The 16,929-nt window shown below is 60.0% G+C and carries 16 protein-coding genes; 10 read left to right on the forward strand and 6 right to left on the reverse strand.

Annotation, left to right across the window (positions count from 1 at the left end; all coding sequences use genetic code 11):
* Positions 1 to 12: 12 nt before the first annotated feature.
* The 8 genes from rodA to KBP52_RS22270 all read left to right on the forward strand — a co-directional run bounded on the left by rodA (position 13) and on the right by KBP52_RS22270 (position 7,653).
* Entirely contained in the window at positions 13 to 1,116 is a 1,104-nt protein-coding gene (gene rodA / locus KBP52_RS22235) for a rod shape-determining protein RodA (RefSeq protein WP_049802149.1), read from the forward strand.
* Positions 1,117 to 1,133: 17 nt separating this feature from the next.
* Positions 1,134 to 2,144, forward strand: a complete 1,011-nt coding sequence (gene mltB / locus KBP52_RS22240; RefSeq protein WP_007909597.1) for a lytic murein transglycosylase B — start codon at positions 1,134 to 1,136, stop codon at positions 2,142 to 2,144.
* Positions 2,144 to 3,154, forward strand: coding sequence for a septal ring lytic transglycosylase RlpA family protein (locus tag KBP52_RS22245; RefSeq protein ID WP_007909599.1), 1,011 nt, complete (start codon positions 2,144 to 2,146; stop codon positions 3,152 to 3,154). The genes mltB and KBP52_RS22245 overlap by 1 nt, the downstream gene beginning before the upstream one ends.
* Positions 3,155 to 3,339: 185 nt before the next feature.
* Entirely contained in the window at positions 3,340 to 4,497 is a 1,158-nt protein-coding gene (locus KBP52_RS22250) for a D-alanyl-D-alanine carboxypeptidase family protein (protein WP_038361911.1), read from the forward strand.
* 85 nt (positions 4,498 to 4,582) lie between these two features.
* Positions 4,583 to 4,858 (forward strand): DUF493 domain-containing protein, encoded by a 276-nt coding sequence (locus KBP52_RS22255; protein WP_077574665.1) that lies wholly within the window; start codon positions 4,583 to 4,585, stop codon positions 4,856 to 4,858.
* Positions 4,858 to 5,505, forward strand: a complete 648-nt coding sequence (gene lipB, locus KBP52_RS22260; RefSeq protein ID WP_008087909.1) for a lipoyl(octanoyl) transferase LipB — start codon at positions 4,858 to 4,860, stop codon at positions 5,503 to 5,505. Before KBP52_RS22255 ends, lipB begins: the two co-directional genes overlap by 1 nt.
* Before the next feature lie 25 nt (positions 5,506 to 5,530).
* A complete protein-coding gene (gene lipA, locus KBP52_RS22265) occupies positions 5,531 to 6,529 on the forward strand; it encodes a lipoyl synthase (RefSeq protein ID WP_161986515.1) in 999 nt (332 codons plus the stop codon).
* Positions 6,530 to 6,702: 173 nt separating this feature from the next.
* A complete protein-coding gene (locus KBP52_RS22270; protein ID WP_212620973.1) occupies positions 6,703 to 7,653 on the forward strand; it encodes an LD-carboxypeptidase in 951 nt (316 codons plus the stop codon).
* 112 nt (positions 7,654 to 7,765) lie between these two features.
* Here KBP52_RS22270 and KBP52_RS22275 read toward each other — a convergent pair whose 3' ends face one another.
* From KBP52_RS22275 to leuS, 5 genes are all read right to left on the reverse strand, one after another.
* Positions 7,766 to 9,088 carry a lytic murein transglycosylase gene (locus KBP52_RS22275; RefSeq protein ID WP_212620974.1) on the reverse strand — a complete coding sequence of 441 codons (1,323 nt, stop codon included), beginning with the start codon at positions 9,086 to 9,088 and terminating at the stop codon, positions 7,766 to 7,768.
* Positions 9,089 to 9,148: 60 nt separating this feature from the next.
* Entirely contained in the window at positions 9,149 to 9,313 is a 165-nt protein-coding gene (arfA, locus tag KBP52_RS22280; RefSeq protein ID WP_016986126.1) for an alternative ribosome rescue factor ArfA, read from the reverse strand.
* Between the two features lie 183 nt (positions 9,314 to 9,496).
* Positions 9,497 to 10,534, reverse strand: a complete 1,038-nt coding sequence (gene holA / locus KBP52_RS22285) for a DNA polymerase III subunit delta (protein ID WP_077574662.1) — start codon at positions 10,532 to 10,534, stop codon at positions 9,497 to 9,499.
* A gap of 39 nt (positions 10,535 to 10,573) precedes the next feature.
* Complete coding sequence (gene lptE, locus KBP52_RS22290; RefSeq protein WP_116029851.1) at positions 10,574 to 11,179, reverse strand: LPS assembly lipoprotein LptE; 606 nt, start codon at positions 11,177 to 11,179, stop codon at positions 10,574 to 10,576.
* A gap of 87 nt (positions 11,180 to 11,266) precedes the next feature.
* Complete coding sequence (gene leuS, locus KBP52_RS22295) at positions 11,267 to 13,873, reverse strand: leucine--tRNA ligase (protein ID WP_116029850.1); 2,607 nt, start codon at positions 13,871 to 13,873, stop codon at positions 11,267 to 11,269.
* 255 nt (positions 13,874 to 14,128) lie between these two features.
* Between leuS and KBP52_RS22300 the strand changes: the two genes are divergently transcribed.
* Positions 14,129 to 14,452: a hypothetical protein gene (locus tag KBP52_RS22300; protein ID WP_077574659.1), complete on the forward strand. Its 324-nt coding sequence runs from the start codon at positions 14,129 to 14,131 to the stop codon at positions 14,450 to 14,452.
* A 104-nt stretch (positions 14,453 to 14,556) separates the two neighbouring features.
* Positions 14,557 to 15,318 carry a YdcF family protein gene (locus KBP52_RS22305; protein WP_212620975.1) on the forward strand — a complete coding sequence of 254 codons (762 nt, stop codon included), beginning with the start codon at positions 14,557 to 14,559 and terminating at the stop codon, positions 15,316 to 15,318.
* Between the two features lie 81 nt (positions 15,319 to 15,399).
* Here KBP52_RS22305 and lnt read toward each other — a convergent pair whose 3' ends face one another.
* A complete protein-coding gene (gene lnt, locus KBP52_RS22310) occupies positions 15,400 to 16,923 on the reverse strand; it encodes an apolipoprotein N-acyltransferase (RefSeq protein WP_212620976.1) in 1,524 nt (507 codons plus the stop codon).
* Positions 16,924 to 16,929 lie beyond the last annotated feature (6 nt).

The following is a 16,929-nucleotide window of genomic DNA, read 5'->3' on the forward strand; positions in this document are numbered from 1 at the left end:
AGTGAGGATGTGATGCGTCGCCGCGCGACGTTGCTGCAACGACTGCATATCGATGGCCCGTTGCTGATCCTGCTGCTGATTCTCGCTGCCGGCAGCCTGTTCGTGCTGTATTCGGCGAGCGGCAAGAGCTGGGATCTGTTGGCAAAACAGGCCACATCGTTCGGTATCGGCCTGGTGTCGATGATCATCATCGCCCAGTTCGAGCCGCGTTTCATGGCGCGCTGGGTGCCGCTCGGTTATGTGATCGGCGTGGTGCTGCTGTTGGTGGTGGACATCATGGGCCACAACGCCATGGGCGCGACGCGCTGGATCAACATCCCCGGGGTAATCCGCTTTCAGCCCTCGGAATTCATGAAGATCCTGATGCCGGCGACCATTGCCTGGTATCTGTCCAAGCGTACGTTGCCTCCGCAACTCAAGCATGTCGGCATCAGCCTGATGCTGATCGGCGTGCCTTTCGCGCTGATCGTGCGCCAGCCCGATCTGGGCACTTCGCTGCTGATTCTGGCGGGCGGTGCATTCGTCTTGTTCATGGGCGGGCTGCGCTGGCGCTGGATTCTCAGCGTGCTGGCCGCCGCGATTCCGGTGTCGGTGGCGATGTGGTTTTTCATCATGCACGACTACCAGAAGCAGCGAATCCTGACCTTCCTCGACCCGGAAAGCGATCCGCTCGGTACCGGCTGGAACATCATTCAGTCGAAAGCCGCGATCGGTTCCGGCGGCGTGTTCGGCAAGGGCTGGCTGCTCGGCACCCAGTCACACCTGGACTTCCTGCCGGAAAGCCACACCGACTTCATCATTGCCGTGCTCGGCGAAGAATTCGGCCTGGTGGGCATCTGCGCGCTGCTGCTGATCTATCTATTGTTGATTGGCCGGGGGCTGGTGATCACCGCTCAGGCACAAACGCTGTTCGGCAAATTGCTCGCCGGTGCGTTGACCATGACGTTTTTTGTTTACGTTTTCGTCAACATCGGTATGGTCAGTGGCCTGTTGCCGGTCGTAGGGGTGCCGTTGCCGTTCATTAGCTACGGCGGAACTTCGCTGGTGACGCTGCTGTCAGCGTTTGGGGTTTTGATGTCGATCCATACCCATCGCAAGTGGATCGCACAGGTTTGAATAAGGTGAAGAGTTCAATGCAAGTAATGCGTGGCTGGGCGACTCGATGCGCGCCGCTGGTAGGCCTGATGGGCCTTCTGGGTAGCGTCCAGGAAGCGCTGGCCGGCGAATACGAAGGCTCGCCTCAGGTGGCCGAGTTCGTCGGTGAAATGACCCGCGACTACGGTTTTGCCGGTGAGCAATTGATGGCGGTGTTCCGCGAGGCTCAGCGCAAACAGGCGATTCTCGACGCCATTTCCAGACCTGCCGAGCGCGTCAAGCAGTGGAAAGAATATCGCCCGATGTTCATCACCGACGCGCGTATCGCCCGTGGTGTGGATTTCTGGCGTCAGCACGAGGCGACGCTGGCCCGTGCCGAGCAGGAATACGGCGTGCCGGCCCAAGTCATCGTGTCGATCATCGGTGTTGAAACCTTTTTCGGACGTAATACCGGTAATTACCGGGTGATCGATGCCTTGTCGACGCTCGGTTTCGACTATCCTCCCCGTGCCGAATTTTTCCGCAAGGAACTGCGTGAGTTCCTGCTGCTGGCGCGCGAAGAACAGGTCGATCCACTGACCCTCAAAGGCTCGTACGCCGGGGCCATGGGCCTGCCGCAGTTCATGCCGAGCAGCTTCCGCGCTTACGCGGTGGATTTCGACGGTGACGGCCACATCAATATCTGGAACAACCCGGATGATGCGATCGGCAGCGTCGCGAGCTATTTCAAGCGTCACGGCTGGGTCGCGGGTGAGCCTGTGGTCAGCCGCGCCGATGTCCGTGGCGAGCAGGTCGATGAAGGCCTGACCACCGGCATCGAACCGACGAAAACCGTTGGAGAGTTGCGAGTGCTGGGCTGGTCAAGTCATGATGCGCTGCGCGATGATATGCCGGTTACTGCATTTCGCCTCGAAGGCGACAACGGCCCTGAATACTGGATGGGCCTGAAGAATTTCTACGCGATCACGCGTTATAACCGCAGCGTGATGTACGCCATGGCCGTACATCAACTGTCTGAACAGCTGGTACAAGCACGGGGCGTCAAGTAATGCGGGCATTGCCTAACAATAAACCCCTGAAGCTGGTGGCATTCGCTGCGTTGGCGGTATTGGTCGCCAGTTGCACGACCAGCCGTTCGCCGACGCCGAAAACCTCCAATACCGCTGTGCGAGCGCAGCCGGGTCTGGACATCAACCGCGCGCACAAAGACGGCGCGCCGTGGTGGGATGTCGATGTCTCGCGCATCCCCGATGCCACGCCGACCCTGCACACTGGTCCGTACAAGGCCAACCCGTACACCGTACTGGGCAAAACCTATTTCCCGTTGCAGGAATCCAAGACTTACGTCGCTTCCGGCACAGCGTCCTGGTACGGCACCAAGTTTCACGGTCAGAACACCGCCAACGGCGAGGTCTACGACCTGTACGGCATGAGTGCTGCACACAAGACATTGCCACTGCCAAGTTACGTTCGGGTGACCAACCTGGACAACAACCGCACAGTGATCCTGCGCGTCAACGACCGTGGGCCGTTCTATTCCGATCGCATCATCGACCTGTCTTATGCCGCCGCGAAAAAACTCGGTTACGCCGAAACCGGCACCGCGCGCGTCAAGGTTGAAGGCATCGATCCGCAGCAATACTGGGCAGCCAAGGGCCGTCCGGCACCGTTGATGCTCAACGAGCCGCAGGTCGCGCAGAACAGCGCTCCGGTGATCACGGCGTCGGCCGGCACCGTCGAGCAATGGACGCCACCGCCGCAGCAACATGCCTCCGACACCGTCCCTGTGCCGATGAGTGCAAAAAAAAACGCTTCTGCAACAGCAACTGGCCAGTATCTGCAGGTGGGCGCGTTCGCCAACCCGGACGCTGCAGAACTCCTGAGGTCGAAGCTCAGCGGGATGGTGAGCGCTCCGGTGTTCATCAGCTCGATCGTGCGCAATCAGCAGACCCTGCACCGGGTTCGCCTGGGGCCGATCGGCTCGCCGGGTGAGATTGCCCAGGTGCAGAACAGTGTGCGCCTGGCCAACCTTGGTTCGCCAAGTGTGGTCACCGAGTAATACGTAGAACTTGATTGACGATTCGCCAGCGATTGGGGGGTGAATCAGGTTGTTGGCTCGTCGAAGAACAAAAGCCCGGCAAGGGTGACTGGAGTGAGCAACTGAACACGCGATGGCTCGTTAGAAAGTCATCTGATTAAATTTTGTCCGCAAGGACAGTTTCCATTAGCGATTTCGAGAGACGGATGAACATCACCACCTTTGCCAAACGCCTGTGTCTGCTAGTCCCGCTGCTCCTCTCGCCAGCCGCCTTCGCGGCCGAGATGATGCCGTCGCCACCGCAACTGGCCGCCAAAGCCTACGTTCTGATGGATGCCAGCAGCGGCAACGTGCTGGTCGAGAACAATGGCGACCAGCGTCTGCCACCGGCCAGCCTGACCAAGCTGATGACCGCGTACATCGCGACCCTGGAAATCCGTCGTGGCCAGATCGGTGAAAACGATCCGGTGACCGTCAGCGAAAACGCTTGGCGCACCGGCGGTTCGCGGATGTTCATCAAGGTCGGCTCGCAGGTGACTGTCAGCGACCTGCTGCACGGCATCATCATCCAGTCCGGCAACGACGCCAGCGTGGCGCTGTCCGAGCACATCGCCGGCAGCGAAGATGCGTTCGCCGATCTGATGAACAAGACTGTCACCGATCTGGGCATGACCAACTCCCACTTCATGAACCCGACCGGTCTGCCAAACCCTGAGCACTACTCGTCGGCTCACGACATGGCGATTCTGGCTCGCGCAATCATCCACGAAGACCCGGCTCACTATGCGATCTACTCGCAGAAAGAGTTCTTCTGGAACGGCATCAAGCAGCCTAACCGCAACCTGCTGCTGTGGCGCGACAAGACCGTTGACGGTCTGAAAACCGGTCACACCGACGAAGCCGGCTACTGCATGGTGTCTTCGGCAGTACGTGATGGTCAGCGTCTGATCGCCGTGGTGTTCGGCACCAACAGCGAAGTGGCGCGCGCCGCTGAAACCCAGAAGCTGCTGACCTACGGCTTCCGCTTCTTCGAAACCCAGACCTTCTATCAGAAGGGCACCGAACTGGCTCAGGCCCCGGTGTGGAAAGGCACCACCAATCAAGTCAAGGCCGGCCTGGCTGAAGACCTGACCATGACCCTGCCAAAAGGCCAGCTGAAGAAGCTTGCTGCCAGCATGACCATGAACCCGCAGCTGACCGCGCCAATCGCCAAGGGCGACGTGATCGGTAAAGTCGAAGTCAAACTGGAAGACAAGGTCGTGCACAGCGCTGACCTGATCGCTCTGGATGGCGTCGAGGAGGGTGGTATCTTCCGCCGCATGTGGGATAGCATCCGTCTATTCTTCTACGGCTTGTTCAACTGATTTGTGTTGACCTGCATGGCCCCGCCCCGATCCGGTGCGGGGCCATGCGCGTTATCACGGCTTGCGCTCAAGAGGCCGTTACGCCATGACCGATACCGAAGTAAAGGCGCCAAAGATCGAATTCCCGCAGACTGATTATCCGATTAAGGTGATCAGTGATACGGGTGTTGGCAACAAGGACAAGATCATCGAGATCGTCCTGAAACACGCGACCATCAACGATGAGCGCATCGACGAGCGCCAAAGCACCAACGGCAAATACACCACAATTCAGTTGCACATCGTCGCGACCGATCAGGATCAGCTGTACAACATCAACAGCGAACTGCGGGCGACCGGCTTCGTGCACATGGTGTTGTGATGCCGGGCACGCTGGGCTTTCGTGAGCTCGGCCAGATGGCTTACGAGCCGGTCTGGCATGCCATGCAACGCTTTACCAACGAACGCGGCAGCGATGCCGCCGACGAAATCTGGCTCGTCGAACACCCGCCGGTGTTCACTCAGGGCCAGGCCGGCAAAGCCGAACATCTGTTGCTGCCGGGTGATATCCCGGTAGTGCAGGTCGATCGCGGCGGGCAGGTGACATATCATGGCCCCGGCCAGTTGGTGGCCTATCTGTTGCTGGATGTACGCAAGCTGGGTTTCGGCGTGCGTGATCTGGTCAGCCGCATGGAGCTTTGCCTGATTGAACTGCTGGCCAGCTACGGCGTAACCGCTGCAGCCAAGCCAGATGCTCCCGGCGTCTATGTCGATGGAGCGAAAATCGCTTCTCTGGGTTTGCGGATTCGCCACGGTTGTTCCTTTCATGGCCTGGCCCTGAACGTGGATATGAACCTGGAACCGTTTCGACGGATTAATCCCTGCGGCTATGCCGGGCTGGCGATGACCCAGCTGAGCGACCACGCAGGATCGATTGAATTTGCCGAGGTAAGTGCCCGGCTGCGTGCGCAGCTCGTCAAACACCTCGACTATGCTGAGCAGACGACCCTGACGGGCGGAATCGACTGATATGACTACTGATGCAGTGCAAACCATGATCCCGACGCTCGACGTGACCGAGCGCCCGGCCCCGCGTCCCAAGGTAGAAGCCGGCGTCAAGCTGCGCGGCGCCGAGAAGGTTGCACGCATTCCGGTAAAGATCATTCCGACTACCGAACTGCCGAAGAAACCTGACTGGATTCGTGTACGCATCCCGGTTTCGCCGGAAGTCGACCGTATCAAGAGCCTGCTGCGCAAGCACAAGCTGCACAGCGTCTGCGAAGAAGCGTCCTGCCCGAACCTCGGCGAGTGCTTCTCCGGTGGCACCGCGACGTTCATGATCATGGGCGACATCTGCACCCGTCGCTGCCCGTTCTGCGACGTCGGCCACGGTCGTCCGAAGCCACTGGACGTCAATGAGCCGGAAAGCCTGGCCATCGCCATTGCCGACCTCAAGCTCAAGTACGTGGTGATCACTTCGGTTGACCGCGACGACCTGCGTGACGGCGGTGCCCAGCACTTTGCCGACTGCATCCGCGAAATCCGCAAACTGTCGCCGAACGTGCAGCTGGAAACTCTGGTTCCGGACTACCGTGGGCGCATGGACGTCGCGCTGGAAATCACCGCCGCCGAGCCACCGGATGTGTTCAACCACAACCTGGAAACCGTGCCGCGTCTGTACAAGGCTGCGCGTCCGGGTTCGGATTACCAGTGGTCGCTGACCCTGCTGCAACGCTTCAAGCAGATGATGCCGCACATTCCGACCAAATCCGGCCTGATGCTGGGTCTGGGCGAGACCGACGAAGAAGTCATCGAAGTCATGAAGCGCATGCGCGAACACGACATCGACATGCTGACCCTCGGTCAGTATCTGCAGCCGTCGCGCAGCCACTTGCCGGTGCAGCGTTTTGTGCACCCGGACACCTTCGCCTGGTTCGCCGAGGAAGGTTACAAGATGGGCTTCAAAAACGTTGCTTCGGGCCCGCTGGTGCGTTCTTCGTACCACGCCGACGAGCAAGCGAAGCTGGTCAAGGCTGAGCTGCTGGGTTCCTGAGTCCGCGTTGAATGAAAACATGCCCGCCGAGGCTTTGATGCCCGGCGGGCATTTTTTTGCCCGGATTACCTTCGCTGCTGATTTTTCCTTCAATCCACGGCGTGGCTGACCCTCTTCTGTTTGCCGCCGTTCCTGACTACTGTGTGTGCATGACTTCACAGGGAGATCCAAGGATGACCGTTCGACCGACCCACACACTTTGTCCGCACAGAGCCGTGCCCGCACTGCCTTCAGAGGGACTGATCGGCGTTATTGCACCTGCCGGTCCCGGTACTCTGGACACCGACAAGGCGGTGCAATGGATGCGCGCCCGTGGCTATGGGCTGAAGGTGTTTCCCGGTGTCTATGAAAAGGACGGCTATCTGGCCGGCAGTGACGATGTGCGCCTGCGTGACCTGCACGCGGCGTTCGCTGATCCCGAGGTCGATGCGATCATTTGCCTGCGCGGTGGCTACGGCACGCCGCGATTGCTCGACCGCATCGACTACGACCTGCTGAGCCGCAACGCCAAGCCCTTCGTTGGCTACAGCGATATCACCGCGCTGCACCTGGCCATCAGTCGATACGCAGGATTCGTGACTTTTCACGGTCCGCTGCTCAATGCCGACCTGTTGGGTGACAAGGAGCCACCGACGGTGACTTCGTTCTTCGCCATGCTGCGCGGGCAATTGAAGGCGGGCAGTGTGCTGAGCCATCCGGTGGCTTATCCGTTGACTAGCGTCGAACCTGGCATCGCGCACGGACGCTTGCTCGGCGGTAATCTGGCGATGATCGCTTCGACGTTGGGTACGCCTTACGAAATCGATGTCGAGGGGGTGATTCTGCTGATCGAAGACATCAACGAGCCGCTGTATCGCATTGATCGCTTGCTGACCCAGATGCGTCTGGCCGGCAAGTTGGCCAAGTTGCGCGGGGTGTTGGTCGGGGATATTGCCGGCGTGGATGTCGCAGCGCTGAACCGCTTGCTCAAGCAGACCTTCGAGCCTTTACGAATTCCGGTTTTGTCTGGCTGGCGCAGCGGGCATTGTGATCCGAACCTGACGCTGCCGCTGGGCGCACTGGTGCGACTGGATGCCGGGAAGCAGGAATTGATCCTGGAGCAGGATGTGGTGATCAAGGCCTGAAGGTTTATTGCCTGAAAGTCAGTCTTCGCGAGCAGGCTCGCTCCCACATTTGCAATGCATTTCAATGTGGGAGCCTGCTCGCGAAAGCGATATCAGCCATACGGCATTCGTTCTATTGGGAACGCAGGCTTTCCAGCAGTTTATGCGTCGGATAACCATCCGCCGGCCAGCCAAATGACTGCTGGGCACTGCGAATCGCTTTACGCGTATTGGCGCCGATAATCCCGTCCGCGGTGCCGGCATCGTAATTGCGCGCGCTCAACAGGGTCTGCAATTCCATACGCTCGGTGCGGCTCAGCGGCAGATCATCTTTTGGCCAACTGCCGTTGATCAAGCCGCCACCGCTGAAACGCTCGGACAACAGGCTCACTGCCAGCGCGTACGACGAGGAGTTGTTGTACTTGAGAATCGCGCGGAAGTTGTCGAGGATCAGGAACGCCGGCCCACGATAACCAGCCGGCAGCAGCAGGGCGGCAGACAGCTGTTCAGAGCCTGCTGGCACCTGACCGCCATTCGGCAGAGTCATGCCCAACTGACGCCATTCGGCGACACTCTTGCGAGTTGCGCCATCAGCCAGGGTGTAGTTGAAGCTGCTCGGCAGCTGCACTTCAAACCCCCACGGCTGGCCACGCTGCCAGCCGGAGCTTTGCAGGTAATGCGCGGTCGAGGCCAGTGCGTCAGCAGGGCTACCCCAGATATCGCGGCGGCCATCGCCGTCAAAGTCCACAGCATGGGTGTTGTAGGTGGTCGGAATGAACTGGGTCTGCCCCATGGCACCGGCCCACGAGCCGAGCATCTTCTCCGGCGAGATATCGCCCTGTTGCAGGATCTGCAGGGCGGCGATCAGCTGTGCGTGAGCGAAGCCCGGGCGACGGCCTTCGTAGGCAAGGGTGGCGAGCGAGTTGATCACCGACTTGCTGCCCTGGAACTGACCGAAGTTGCTTTCCATGCCCCACACCGACACCAGCGCCTGACGATCAACGCCATAACGCTGTTCGATGCTTTGCAGAATGTCGGCGTACTGGCTGATCAGCGCCTGACCTTTGCGCACGCGCAGCGGCGACAGTGCACCGTCGAGGTATTCCCATACCGGGCGCGAGAACTCTGGTTGGCTGCGGTCGGCCCGAATCACACTGGCGTCGAAGCTGACATTGGCAAAGGCGCGATCGAACAGCTCTGGGCTAATCCCGGCGGCCAGTGCATCTTTGCGAAAGCCTGCCTGCCATTCGGCAAAGGTTTGGGTCGGCTGGAGATCAAGAGGGTCGGCGGACGGCACTACCGGCGGGATAATCGCTGGGGCCGTGGCGACAGGCGCGGCTTGAAGGGGTTGCGCATCGGCGGCGGTCGGTTTTTCCGCGCAGGCGACAAGCAGAATGAAGCTGGAGGCAGCGATCAATTGGCGAACAGGCCAACGACGGGAAAGACTTAGGGGCATGCACAGTTCCAGGAAAACGAATCAGGTGCAGACCTTAACATGACCGGGGGGTACTGCGCTTCAAGCGGCCAGAAAGTAAGAAGCCTCCCAGCTGTCAGACTGGAAGGCTTCGCGGCGGTAGCTGCCTTTACCCTTGGTTGGTCGTTCCTGGCGACTACGGAACAGGGGCTGGGCGACGATGGATTTGGCCTTGTTGGGGCCATGTTTCGATGGCTTTTTGCTCATGAGGGTTCTCTCGATTGAGTGGGTTTTGCGGGGGAAATAATCTGCCGATGTCGGGCGTCTGTCCAGTCCCTGTTGTGTAGGAATGTTCTGGCGCTTTCGCGAGCAGGCTCGCCGCCACATCTGGAATGCATTTCAATGTGGGAGCGAGCCTGCTCGCGAATGGCCGTTATGCGGTAGAACAGGTTATTCGGCGGGGAGTGTCAGACGCTGGCCGGACATCAACAATGCCAAGCGACTCAGGCTCATCCACGGCGAACCGGCCGCCTGGCCTTTGATCTGCGCGTCGATGCGCTGTGCTTCGAGCAGCAACTGCGCCCAGCGTTGCGCCGAGTAGCGTTGCAGGGCTTTGCTCATCAACGGTTTGCGCTTGTCCCAGACCGGCGGTTTCGCTTGGCTGAAACACTTGTCCAGCGGCGTGCCCTGACTGTATTGCAACGAGATATTGGCCAGCAGACGTAGCTCGCGAGCAAGCGCCCAGAGAATCACCGGTGGTTCGACGCCTTCGCCGCGCAGCCCTTCAAGCATGCGCAGTGCGTGGGCCGGCTCGCCGTTGAGCACGGCATCGGTCAGGCCGAACACGTCAAACCGCGCACTGTCGGCCACAGCGGCCTGCACGGTTTCGACGGTGATCTGGCCACCTTCGGCCATCAACTTGAGCTTTTCGATTTCCTGCGCGGCGGCGAGCAGGTTGCCCTCGACACGCGCAGCAATCAATTCGACGGCGTCCTGACTCGCCGATAGCCCGGCCTGAGAGAGACGCTGACGAATCCAGCTCGGCAACTGATTGGCATCCACCGGCCATATCTGGATGAACTGGGTTTGCTGACCTTCGACCAGCGCCTTGCCCCACTTGGTCTTCTGCGCGCTGCCATCCATCTTGGGCAGGCTGATCAACAGCACCGTGTCTTCGGCGGGACGCGAGCAATATTCGATGAATGCAGCGGCGCCTTTGTCACCGGGCTTGCCCGAAGGCAGGCGTAGTTCCAGCAGGCGTTTTTCCGAGAACAACGACATGCTGGCGCCGGCCTGCAACAACGTGCCCCAATCGAAATTGGCGTCGGCGGCGAAGACCTGGCGTTCATCAAAACCTTGCTGGCGCGCAGCACTGCGGATGGCGTCGGCGGCTTCCTGACACAGCAGCGGGTCATCGCCGCTGATGATGTAGACAGGCGCCAAAGTACCTTGCAGGTGTTTACCGAGTTGGGCGGGAGCGAGCTTCATAAGAAAGGTCGAACGGGGCGCCTGAGCGCCCCGAACGTCTTACTGCTGCGGGATTTCGAGCGGCGACTGACGCGGAGTTTCCGCTTCAGCTTTCTGCGCCGCTTCCAACGCGTCGGCTTCTGCCTTGGCGCGGTTGTTCGCAGCTTGCTGCAATTGCTCCAGTTGAACTGGGGTCAGCTGTTGCAGGCGCAGCATCATGCGTTGAACCAGCTCGCGACGGATATCGCGACGGGCGTCGCTGGCTTCCTGGTCGGAGCCGACGAGGTTGTTGCCGTCGTGGATAAACACTTTCTGTACTTCAAGCTTGTCGCTCAGCAGAGAAAGGTTTTTGTCGCCACGGATGTCGTAGCTCAGGACGGTGGTGACCTGATACTCACCGGTACGACCGGCACCTGCGTAGCTGAGGATGCGCTGGCTTTCCTGCTCGTCAGCCAGGAACAGTTTGTACGGCGCGCCGCTGTAAACCTTGACGCCGCTCGACTCCAGTACCTGACGCAGTTGCGTGACCGTCTCGCCGTAGGCATTACGGGCGCTCAGATCAAGCTCCTTGATCGTCAGTTCGTTGGTGCCGGTGCCGCGCAGCTGGAAACCGCAGGCGCTCAAGAGAACGGCGAGGCCCATCACCAGCAGATTGCGTTTGATCATTGTGTTGCTCCCCTTGAAACCAGGTGGGCCGACCGTGCGGCCCGAAAGGTTTTATCCGGCGTCAGGCGAGCCTGACGCACAATCCAATTAGCTGGCGACGATATTGACCAGTTTCCCGGGCACTACGATCACTTTACGAATAGTCAGGCCATCGACGAAACGCAGGACGTTTTCGTTGGCACGTGCGGCGGCTTCGACTTCTTCGCGAGTCGCGCTGGCCGGCATTTCGATCTGGCCACGCAGCTTGCCGTTGACCTGAATGACCAGCGTCAGGCTGTCCTGAACCAGCGCACTTTCGTCCACAGCCGGCCAGCCAGCGTCGATGACTGCGTCAGCGTGACCCAGCTTGTTCCACAGTTCGTGGCTGATGTGCGGGGTGATTGGCGCCAGCAACAGTGTCACGGCTTCCAGACCTTCGTGAATCAGCGCACGATCCTGCTCGGTAGCTTGTGCGGCTTTTTCCAGTACGTTCATCAGCGTCATCACCTGGGCGATGGCGGTGTTGAATTTGTGGTTCTGGCCGACGTCATGGCTGGCCTGTTTGATGGCCAGATGGATCGCGCGGCGCACGGCTTTCTGCTCGTCGTTCAGGCTGGCGATGTCCAGTTTGCCCGGCAGCCCCTGAGTAACGTGGGCTTGCGCCAAGCGCCAGACGCGTTTGAGGAAGCGGTGCGAACCTTCGACGCCGGAGTCGGACCACTCTGCGCTCATGTCAGGTGGCGAAGCGAACATCATGAACAGGCGGCAGGTGTCGGCGCCGAACTGATCGATCATCGACTGTGGGTCGACGCCGTTGTTTTTCGACTTGGCCATTTTCTCGGTGCCACCGATTTCCACCGGCAGACCGTCGGCAATCAGTTTGGCGCTGATGACCTTGGCTTTGCTGTCACGCTCGAGTTCTACGTCCGCCGGGTTGAACCAGGTGTAAGCACCATTGGCTTCGCGACGGTAGTAAGTCTCGGCAATCACCATGCCTTGGGTCAGCAGGTTCTTGAACGGCTCGTTCGAGCTGACCAGGCCTTCGTCACGCATCAGCTTGTGGAAAAAACGCGCGTAGAGCAGGTGAAGAATGGCGTGTTCGATACCGCCGATGTACTGATCGACCGGCAGCCAGTGATCGGCTGCGGATTTTTCCACCAGGCCACCTTCAAAGTGCGGCGAGGCGTAGCGGGCGTAGTACCACGACGACTCGACGAAGGTGTCCATGGTGTCGGTTTCACGCTTGGCAGGCTGGCCGCATTTCGGGCAGCTGCACTCGTAGAACTCAGGCATGCGTGCCAGCGGCGAACCGGCGCCGTCCGGCACCACGTCTTCCGGCAGGACCACAGGCAGTTGATCTTCCGGCACCGGCACGTCACCGCAAGTGTCGCAGTGGATGATCGGGATCGGGCAGCCCCAGTAGCGCTGACGGCTGATGCCCCAGTCGCGCAGGCGGAACTGAGTACGCGAGGCGCCCAGTTCTTTCTTGATCAGGGCCACTTCCATGGCGTCGAATGCGCCAGCGAAGTCGAGACCGTCGAATTCGCCGGAGTTGATCAGCGTGCCGTGCTCGCCGTAGGCGTCTTGCCAAGGGGCCGGGTTGCTGTCGCCAGAGCTGGTGCGCACCACGGATTTAACCGGCAGGTTGTACTTGTGGGCGAATTCGAAATCGCGCTCGTCGTGCGCCGGTACGGCCATTACAGCGCCGTCGCCGTAGTGCATCAGCACGTAGTTGGCGACCCAGACAGGCAGTTTCTCACCGGTCAGCGGGTGCTCGACGAACAGGCCGGTCGGCAGGCCTTTTTTCTCTTGCGTGGCGACGTCGGCTTCAGCAACGCTGCCGCCCTTGCATTCAGCGATGAACGCTTGCAGCTCGGCGTTGTTTTTCGCGGCCAGGGTGGCCAACGGGTGCTCGGCAGCCACGGCGACATAGGTCGCGCCCATCAGGGTGTCCGGACGGGTAGTGAAGACTTTGAGGGTGCCGGCTTCGCCGATCGAGTCGACGTTGTACGGGAACTGCACTTCCATGCCGCGGGATTTGCCGATCCAGTTGCGCTGCATGGTCTTGACCTGTTCAGGCCAGCCAGTCAGTTCGTCGAGGCTCTCCAGCAGCTCATCCGCATAAGCGGTGATCTTGAAGTAGTACATCGGGATTTCGCGCTTTTCGATCAGCGCGCCGGAACGCCAGCCGCGACCGTCGATCACCTGTTCGTTGGCCAGAACGGTCTGGTCGATCGGGTCCCAGTTCACGGTGCCGTTTTTACGGTAGATCACGCCTTTTTCGAACAGGCGAGTGAACAGCCATTGTTCCCAGCGGTAGTAATCCGGTTTGCAGGTAGTCACTTCGCGCGACCAGTCGACCGCCAGACCCAGGCTGCGCAGCTGGGTTTTCATGTAGGCGATGTTTTCGTAGGTCCACTTGGCCGGCGCGACGTTGTTCTTCATCGCGGCGTTTTCCGCCGGCATGCCGAACGCGTCCCAACCCATCGGTTGCAGAACGTTCTTGCCGAGCATGCGCTGGTAGCGGGAGATCACGTCGCCGATGGTGTAGTTGCGCACGTGCCCCATGTGTAGCTTGCCGCTGGGGTAAGGGAACATCGACAGGCAGTAGTAGGTTTCCTTGCCTGGCTGTTCACTGACTTCAAAGGACTTTTGCTCGTCCCAGAACGATTGGGCGGCGGCTTCTATTTCACGGGGCTGATATTGTTCGTGCATGGCTACTTTTGTACTGGATAGGGGTGGCCTAATCCTCTTCAACGCAGGTTCCGGGGTTGGCCCGGACGAGCTGGAAGTGGAATTACAGGAAGCGCCGTAGCATACATGACCGTGCTTGGCCTAGGGAAACCCTGATTACAGCTGTTTGTCCCGGCAAATTCGTGGCGAGGGCCGTTGGTCGCGGCGTGCAGCCGGTTTGTGCAGCGAAGCTAAGCTCTAACTGGGGAGTGAGTCTTATCTTCAATGAGGTGAGGGATGGTGGAGCAACGGCAAAAAAACGTGACGAAACCCGAGTTGTACGAAAGGTTGATCGACCGTCTGGGTATGGCCCTGGACGCAGTAAAAACCGCTGACCGGCTGCGCGACGAGCGCCCCCTGGAACTGGAATTGCGTGGCTTGAGCCCCGCCGAGTTCAAACTGGTCAAGGCCTATCTGGATCGCAGTGAACGTGAAACGCACGGATGCTTGTCACAGGCAGTGAAGCAGCTCGATGCAGCACATTCGGCCAAGGTCATCTGGCTCAAGGACAAGGCGCCCGGCAGAGACACCGTCAAGGTTCGCTCTGTGCAGGCCAAGTAAGCGCATGGCAGGTCAAGAACCGGATCTTTTTCAACAGGATCCCACCTATTGGTTGTAACGCTTTATTAACACTCTTAGGCTTCGGGCATCTCTGGAGATGCTCGATGCCTTTTCGTTATTTCATCAAACAACTTTTATTGCCGCCCGGCATTCTTTTGCTGTTGTTGCTGGCTGCGTGGTGGCTGCGTCGCTCACGGCCGCGCCTGGCTGGCGTGTGTTTTGCCCTTGGCTTTGGCGGATTGTGGCTAATGAGCCTGCCGGTGGTCGTGCAGTGGGGCGCAAAAGCACTGGAGCGCGAGCCACCGCTGGCCCGTGAAGAATGGACGACGCTGGCGCAACGGGCTGACGCTATTGTGGTGCTGGGTTCCGGGCGAGAGCGCGGTGATCTGGCGTGGGGTGAGGATCAGCCGACTGGCGTGGGGCTCGAGCGTCAGCGTTATGCGGCGCGGCTGGCGAAGGCATCCGGTTTGCCGATTCTGACCACGGGTGGCTTGCATTACGGTACGCCGCCGACTGAGGCGAAGTTGATGGCGGATTCATTGCGCGACGATTTTGGCGTGACGGTGCGTTGGCAGGAAGGCGAAAGCCGTACCACGTGGGAAAACGCCAAGTTCACCGCCGATATCTTGTTGCCGCAGGGGATCAAACGTGTGGTCGTGGTGACGCAGGCGTGGCACATGCCGCGATCGGTATGGAGCTTTCAACAGGCGGGATTTGACGTAGTACCGGCGCCGGTAGGCTTTTTAGGTACAGATAACGCAAGACCCTTTGGTGGCTGGCTGCCGGAGTTCAAGTCTATCTGGCAGAGCGGGCAGTTGCTGAATGAAGCGGTGGGGCAGGTGGGGTATTCGTTGTTTTACCGCTGAAGATCAAAAGATCGCAGCCTGCGGCAGCTCCTGCATTGGGATTTGCGTTTTCCCTGCTGCCGCCGGCTGCGATCTTTTGCTTTAGAGGGTTTTCGACATCCGGCTGGCCATCAGTGCCCAGCCAAACAACAGCAAGCACACGATGATCAACGGCCACGAGCGCCATTGCAGGTAGGGCGTCAGGTTGTGCATCGGCACCACTTCACCGTACAAAATCCCTTGTTCGAACTGCGGAATCTGCTCGGTGATCTGCCCGAACGGGTTGATCAACCCGGTCACGCCGTTGTTGGTTGCGCGGATCATCCAGCGCCCGGCTTCCAGGGCACGCATTTGCGCCATCTGCAAATGTTGCAGCGGGCCAATCGAGGTGCCGAACCAGGTGTCGTTGCTGATCGTCAGCAGCAAATCACTGCGTGCCGAAAGTCCGGCAGCGAAGTCCGGGTACACCACTTCGTAGCAGATGAACGGCGCAATCTGATAACCCTTGGCTTGCAGCAGCGCCTGATCAGCCGGGCCTCGGGCGAAGTCGGACATCGGCAAATCGAAGAACGCGATCAAGCCACGCAGGACGTCCTGCAATGGCACGTACTCGCCGAACGGCACCAGTTTCTGCTTCAGGTAAGTGCCATCGCCTTCGCCGACCACGGTGATGCCGTTGAAGAAGCGTTTTTCGTGACGAACCATTTCGCGAATCGGCACGCCGGTAATCAGGGCGGATTTTCGCTCGGCGGCGAAGTTACCCATCATGCTCAGGTAGCCTTCGGCAGATTCCTTGAGCACCGGCACAGCGGTTTCCGGCCAGATCAGCAGATCCACCGGTTTCGATCGGAAGCTCAGATCGCGGTACAACGCCAACTGCGCGTTGAGCTCGGCCGGATCCCATTTCATGTTTTGCGCGACGTTGCCCTGAATCGCAGCAACGCTCAAAGGCGCGCCCGACGGACTGGTCCAAGCGTGACCCTTAAGCGTAATACCGACGATCCACGGCCCGACCAACAGCACCAGACCGGCCACAACAAAAGCTTTGCGGCCGCTTTGCAGCAAGCGTGGCGCGTTGTAGATCAGTGCAGCGGTCAGTGCCAGCACGAAGCCCACCAACCACATGCCTCCCACCGGCGCGAGACCGGCCAGCGGGCCGTCGAGCTGGCTGTAACCCGAGTACAACCACGGGAAACCAGTCAGGAACCAGCCGCGAAACATTTCCTGAGCGACCCACAGCGCAGCAAACGCGAGGGCATCGGCCAGCGGCGCTTCATTACGGCGCAACCAGCGCGCCCAAATCCAGGCGGGCAGGGCGAAGAACCAGGCAATCGCCGCCGTGAACAACAGCATCAAGAACCCGGCCAGCAGCACCGAAGCACCGCCGAAATGGTGGATGCTGTAATAGATCCAGCTGGTACCGGCGCCGAACAGGCCGAAACCGAAGCACCAGCCGCGGCCCAGCGCCTGACGCGGGCTCAGTTCGCGCAGACCGGCATAGAACAAGCCGACCGCCAGCAAAGCCAGCGGCCAGATGTTGAACGGTGCCAGAGCGAAGGTGGTGATTGCACCGGCCGCCACGGCCAGCAGGTTACCGGGCCAGCCGGGGCGGGTTGTCCAGCGCATTTCAGT

The organism is Pseudomonas sp. SCA2728.1_7 (assembly GCF_018138145.1).
GTDB lineage: Bacteria > Pseudomonadota > Gammaproteobacteria > Pseudomonadales > Pseudomonadaceae > Aquipseudomonas > Aquipseudomonas koreensis_A.

Bases quoted from the DNA above. Each gene is read 5' to 3' on its own strand.
- rodA (WP_049802149.1), top strand. From the start codon at position 13: ATGCGTCGCCGCGCGACGTTGCTGCAACGACTGCATATCGATGGCCCG.
- mltB (WP_007909597.1), top strand. From the start codon at position 1,134: ATGCAAGTAATGCGTGGCTGGGCGACTCGATGCGCGCCGCTGGTAGGC.
- KBP52_RS22245 (WP_007909599.1), top strand. From the start codon at position 2,144: ATGCGGGCATTGCCTAACAATAAACCCCTGAAGCTGGTGGCATTCGCT.
- KBP52_RS22250 (WP_038361911.1), top strand. From the start codon at position 3,340: ATGAACATCACCACCTTTGCCAAACGCCTGTGTCTGCTAGTCCCGCTG.
- KBP52_RS22255 (WP_077574665.1), top strand. From the start codon at position 4,583: ATGACCGATACCGAAGTAAAGGCGCCAAAGATCGAATTCCCGCAGACT.
- lipB (WP_008087909.1), top strand. From the start codon at position 4,858: ATGCCGGGCACGCTGGGCTTTCGTGAGCTCGGCCAGATGGCTTACGAG.
- lipA (WP_161986515.1), top strand. From the start codon at position 5,531: ATGATCCCGACGCTCGACGTGACCGAGCGCCCGGCCCCGCGTCCCAAG.
- KBP52_RS22270 (WP_212620973.1), top strand. From the start codon at position 6,703: ATGACCGTTCGACCGACCCACACACTTTGTCCGCACAGAGCCGTGCCC.
- KBP52_RS22275 (WP_212620974.1), bottom strand. From the start codon at position 9,088: ATGCCCCTAAGTCTTTCCCGTCGTTGGCCTGTTCGCCAATTGATCGCT.
- arfA (WP_016986126.1), bottom strand. From the start codon at position 9,313: ATGAGCAAAAAGCCATCGAAACATGGCCCCAACAAGGCCAAATCCATC.
- holA (WP_077574662.1), bottom strand. From the start codon at position 10,534: ATGAAGCTCGCTCCCGCCCAACTCGGTAAACACCTGCAAGGTACTTTG.
- lptE (WP_116029851.1), bottom strand. From the start codon at position 11,179: ATGATCAAACGCAATCTGCTGGTGATGGGCCTCGCCGTTCTCTTGAGC.
- leuS (WP_116029850.1), bottom strand. From the start codon at position 13,873: ATGCACGAACAATATCAGCCCCGTGAAATAGAAGCCGCCGCCCAATCG.
- KBP52_RS22300 (WP_077574659.1), top strand. From the start codon at position 14,129: ATGGTGGAGCAACGGCAAAAAAACGTGACGAAACCCGAGTTGTACGAA.
- KBP52_RS22305 (WP_212620975.1), top strand. From the start codon at position 14,557: ATGCCTTTTCGTTATTTCATCAAACAACTTTTATTGCCGCCCGGCATT.
- lnt (WP_212620976.1), bottom strand. From the start codon at position 16,923: ATGCGCTGGACAACCCGCCCCGGCTGGCCCGGTAACCTGCTGGCCGTG.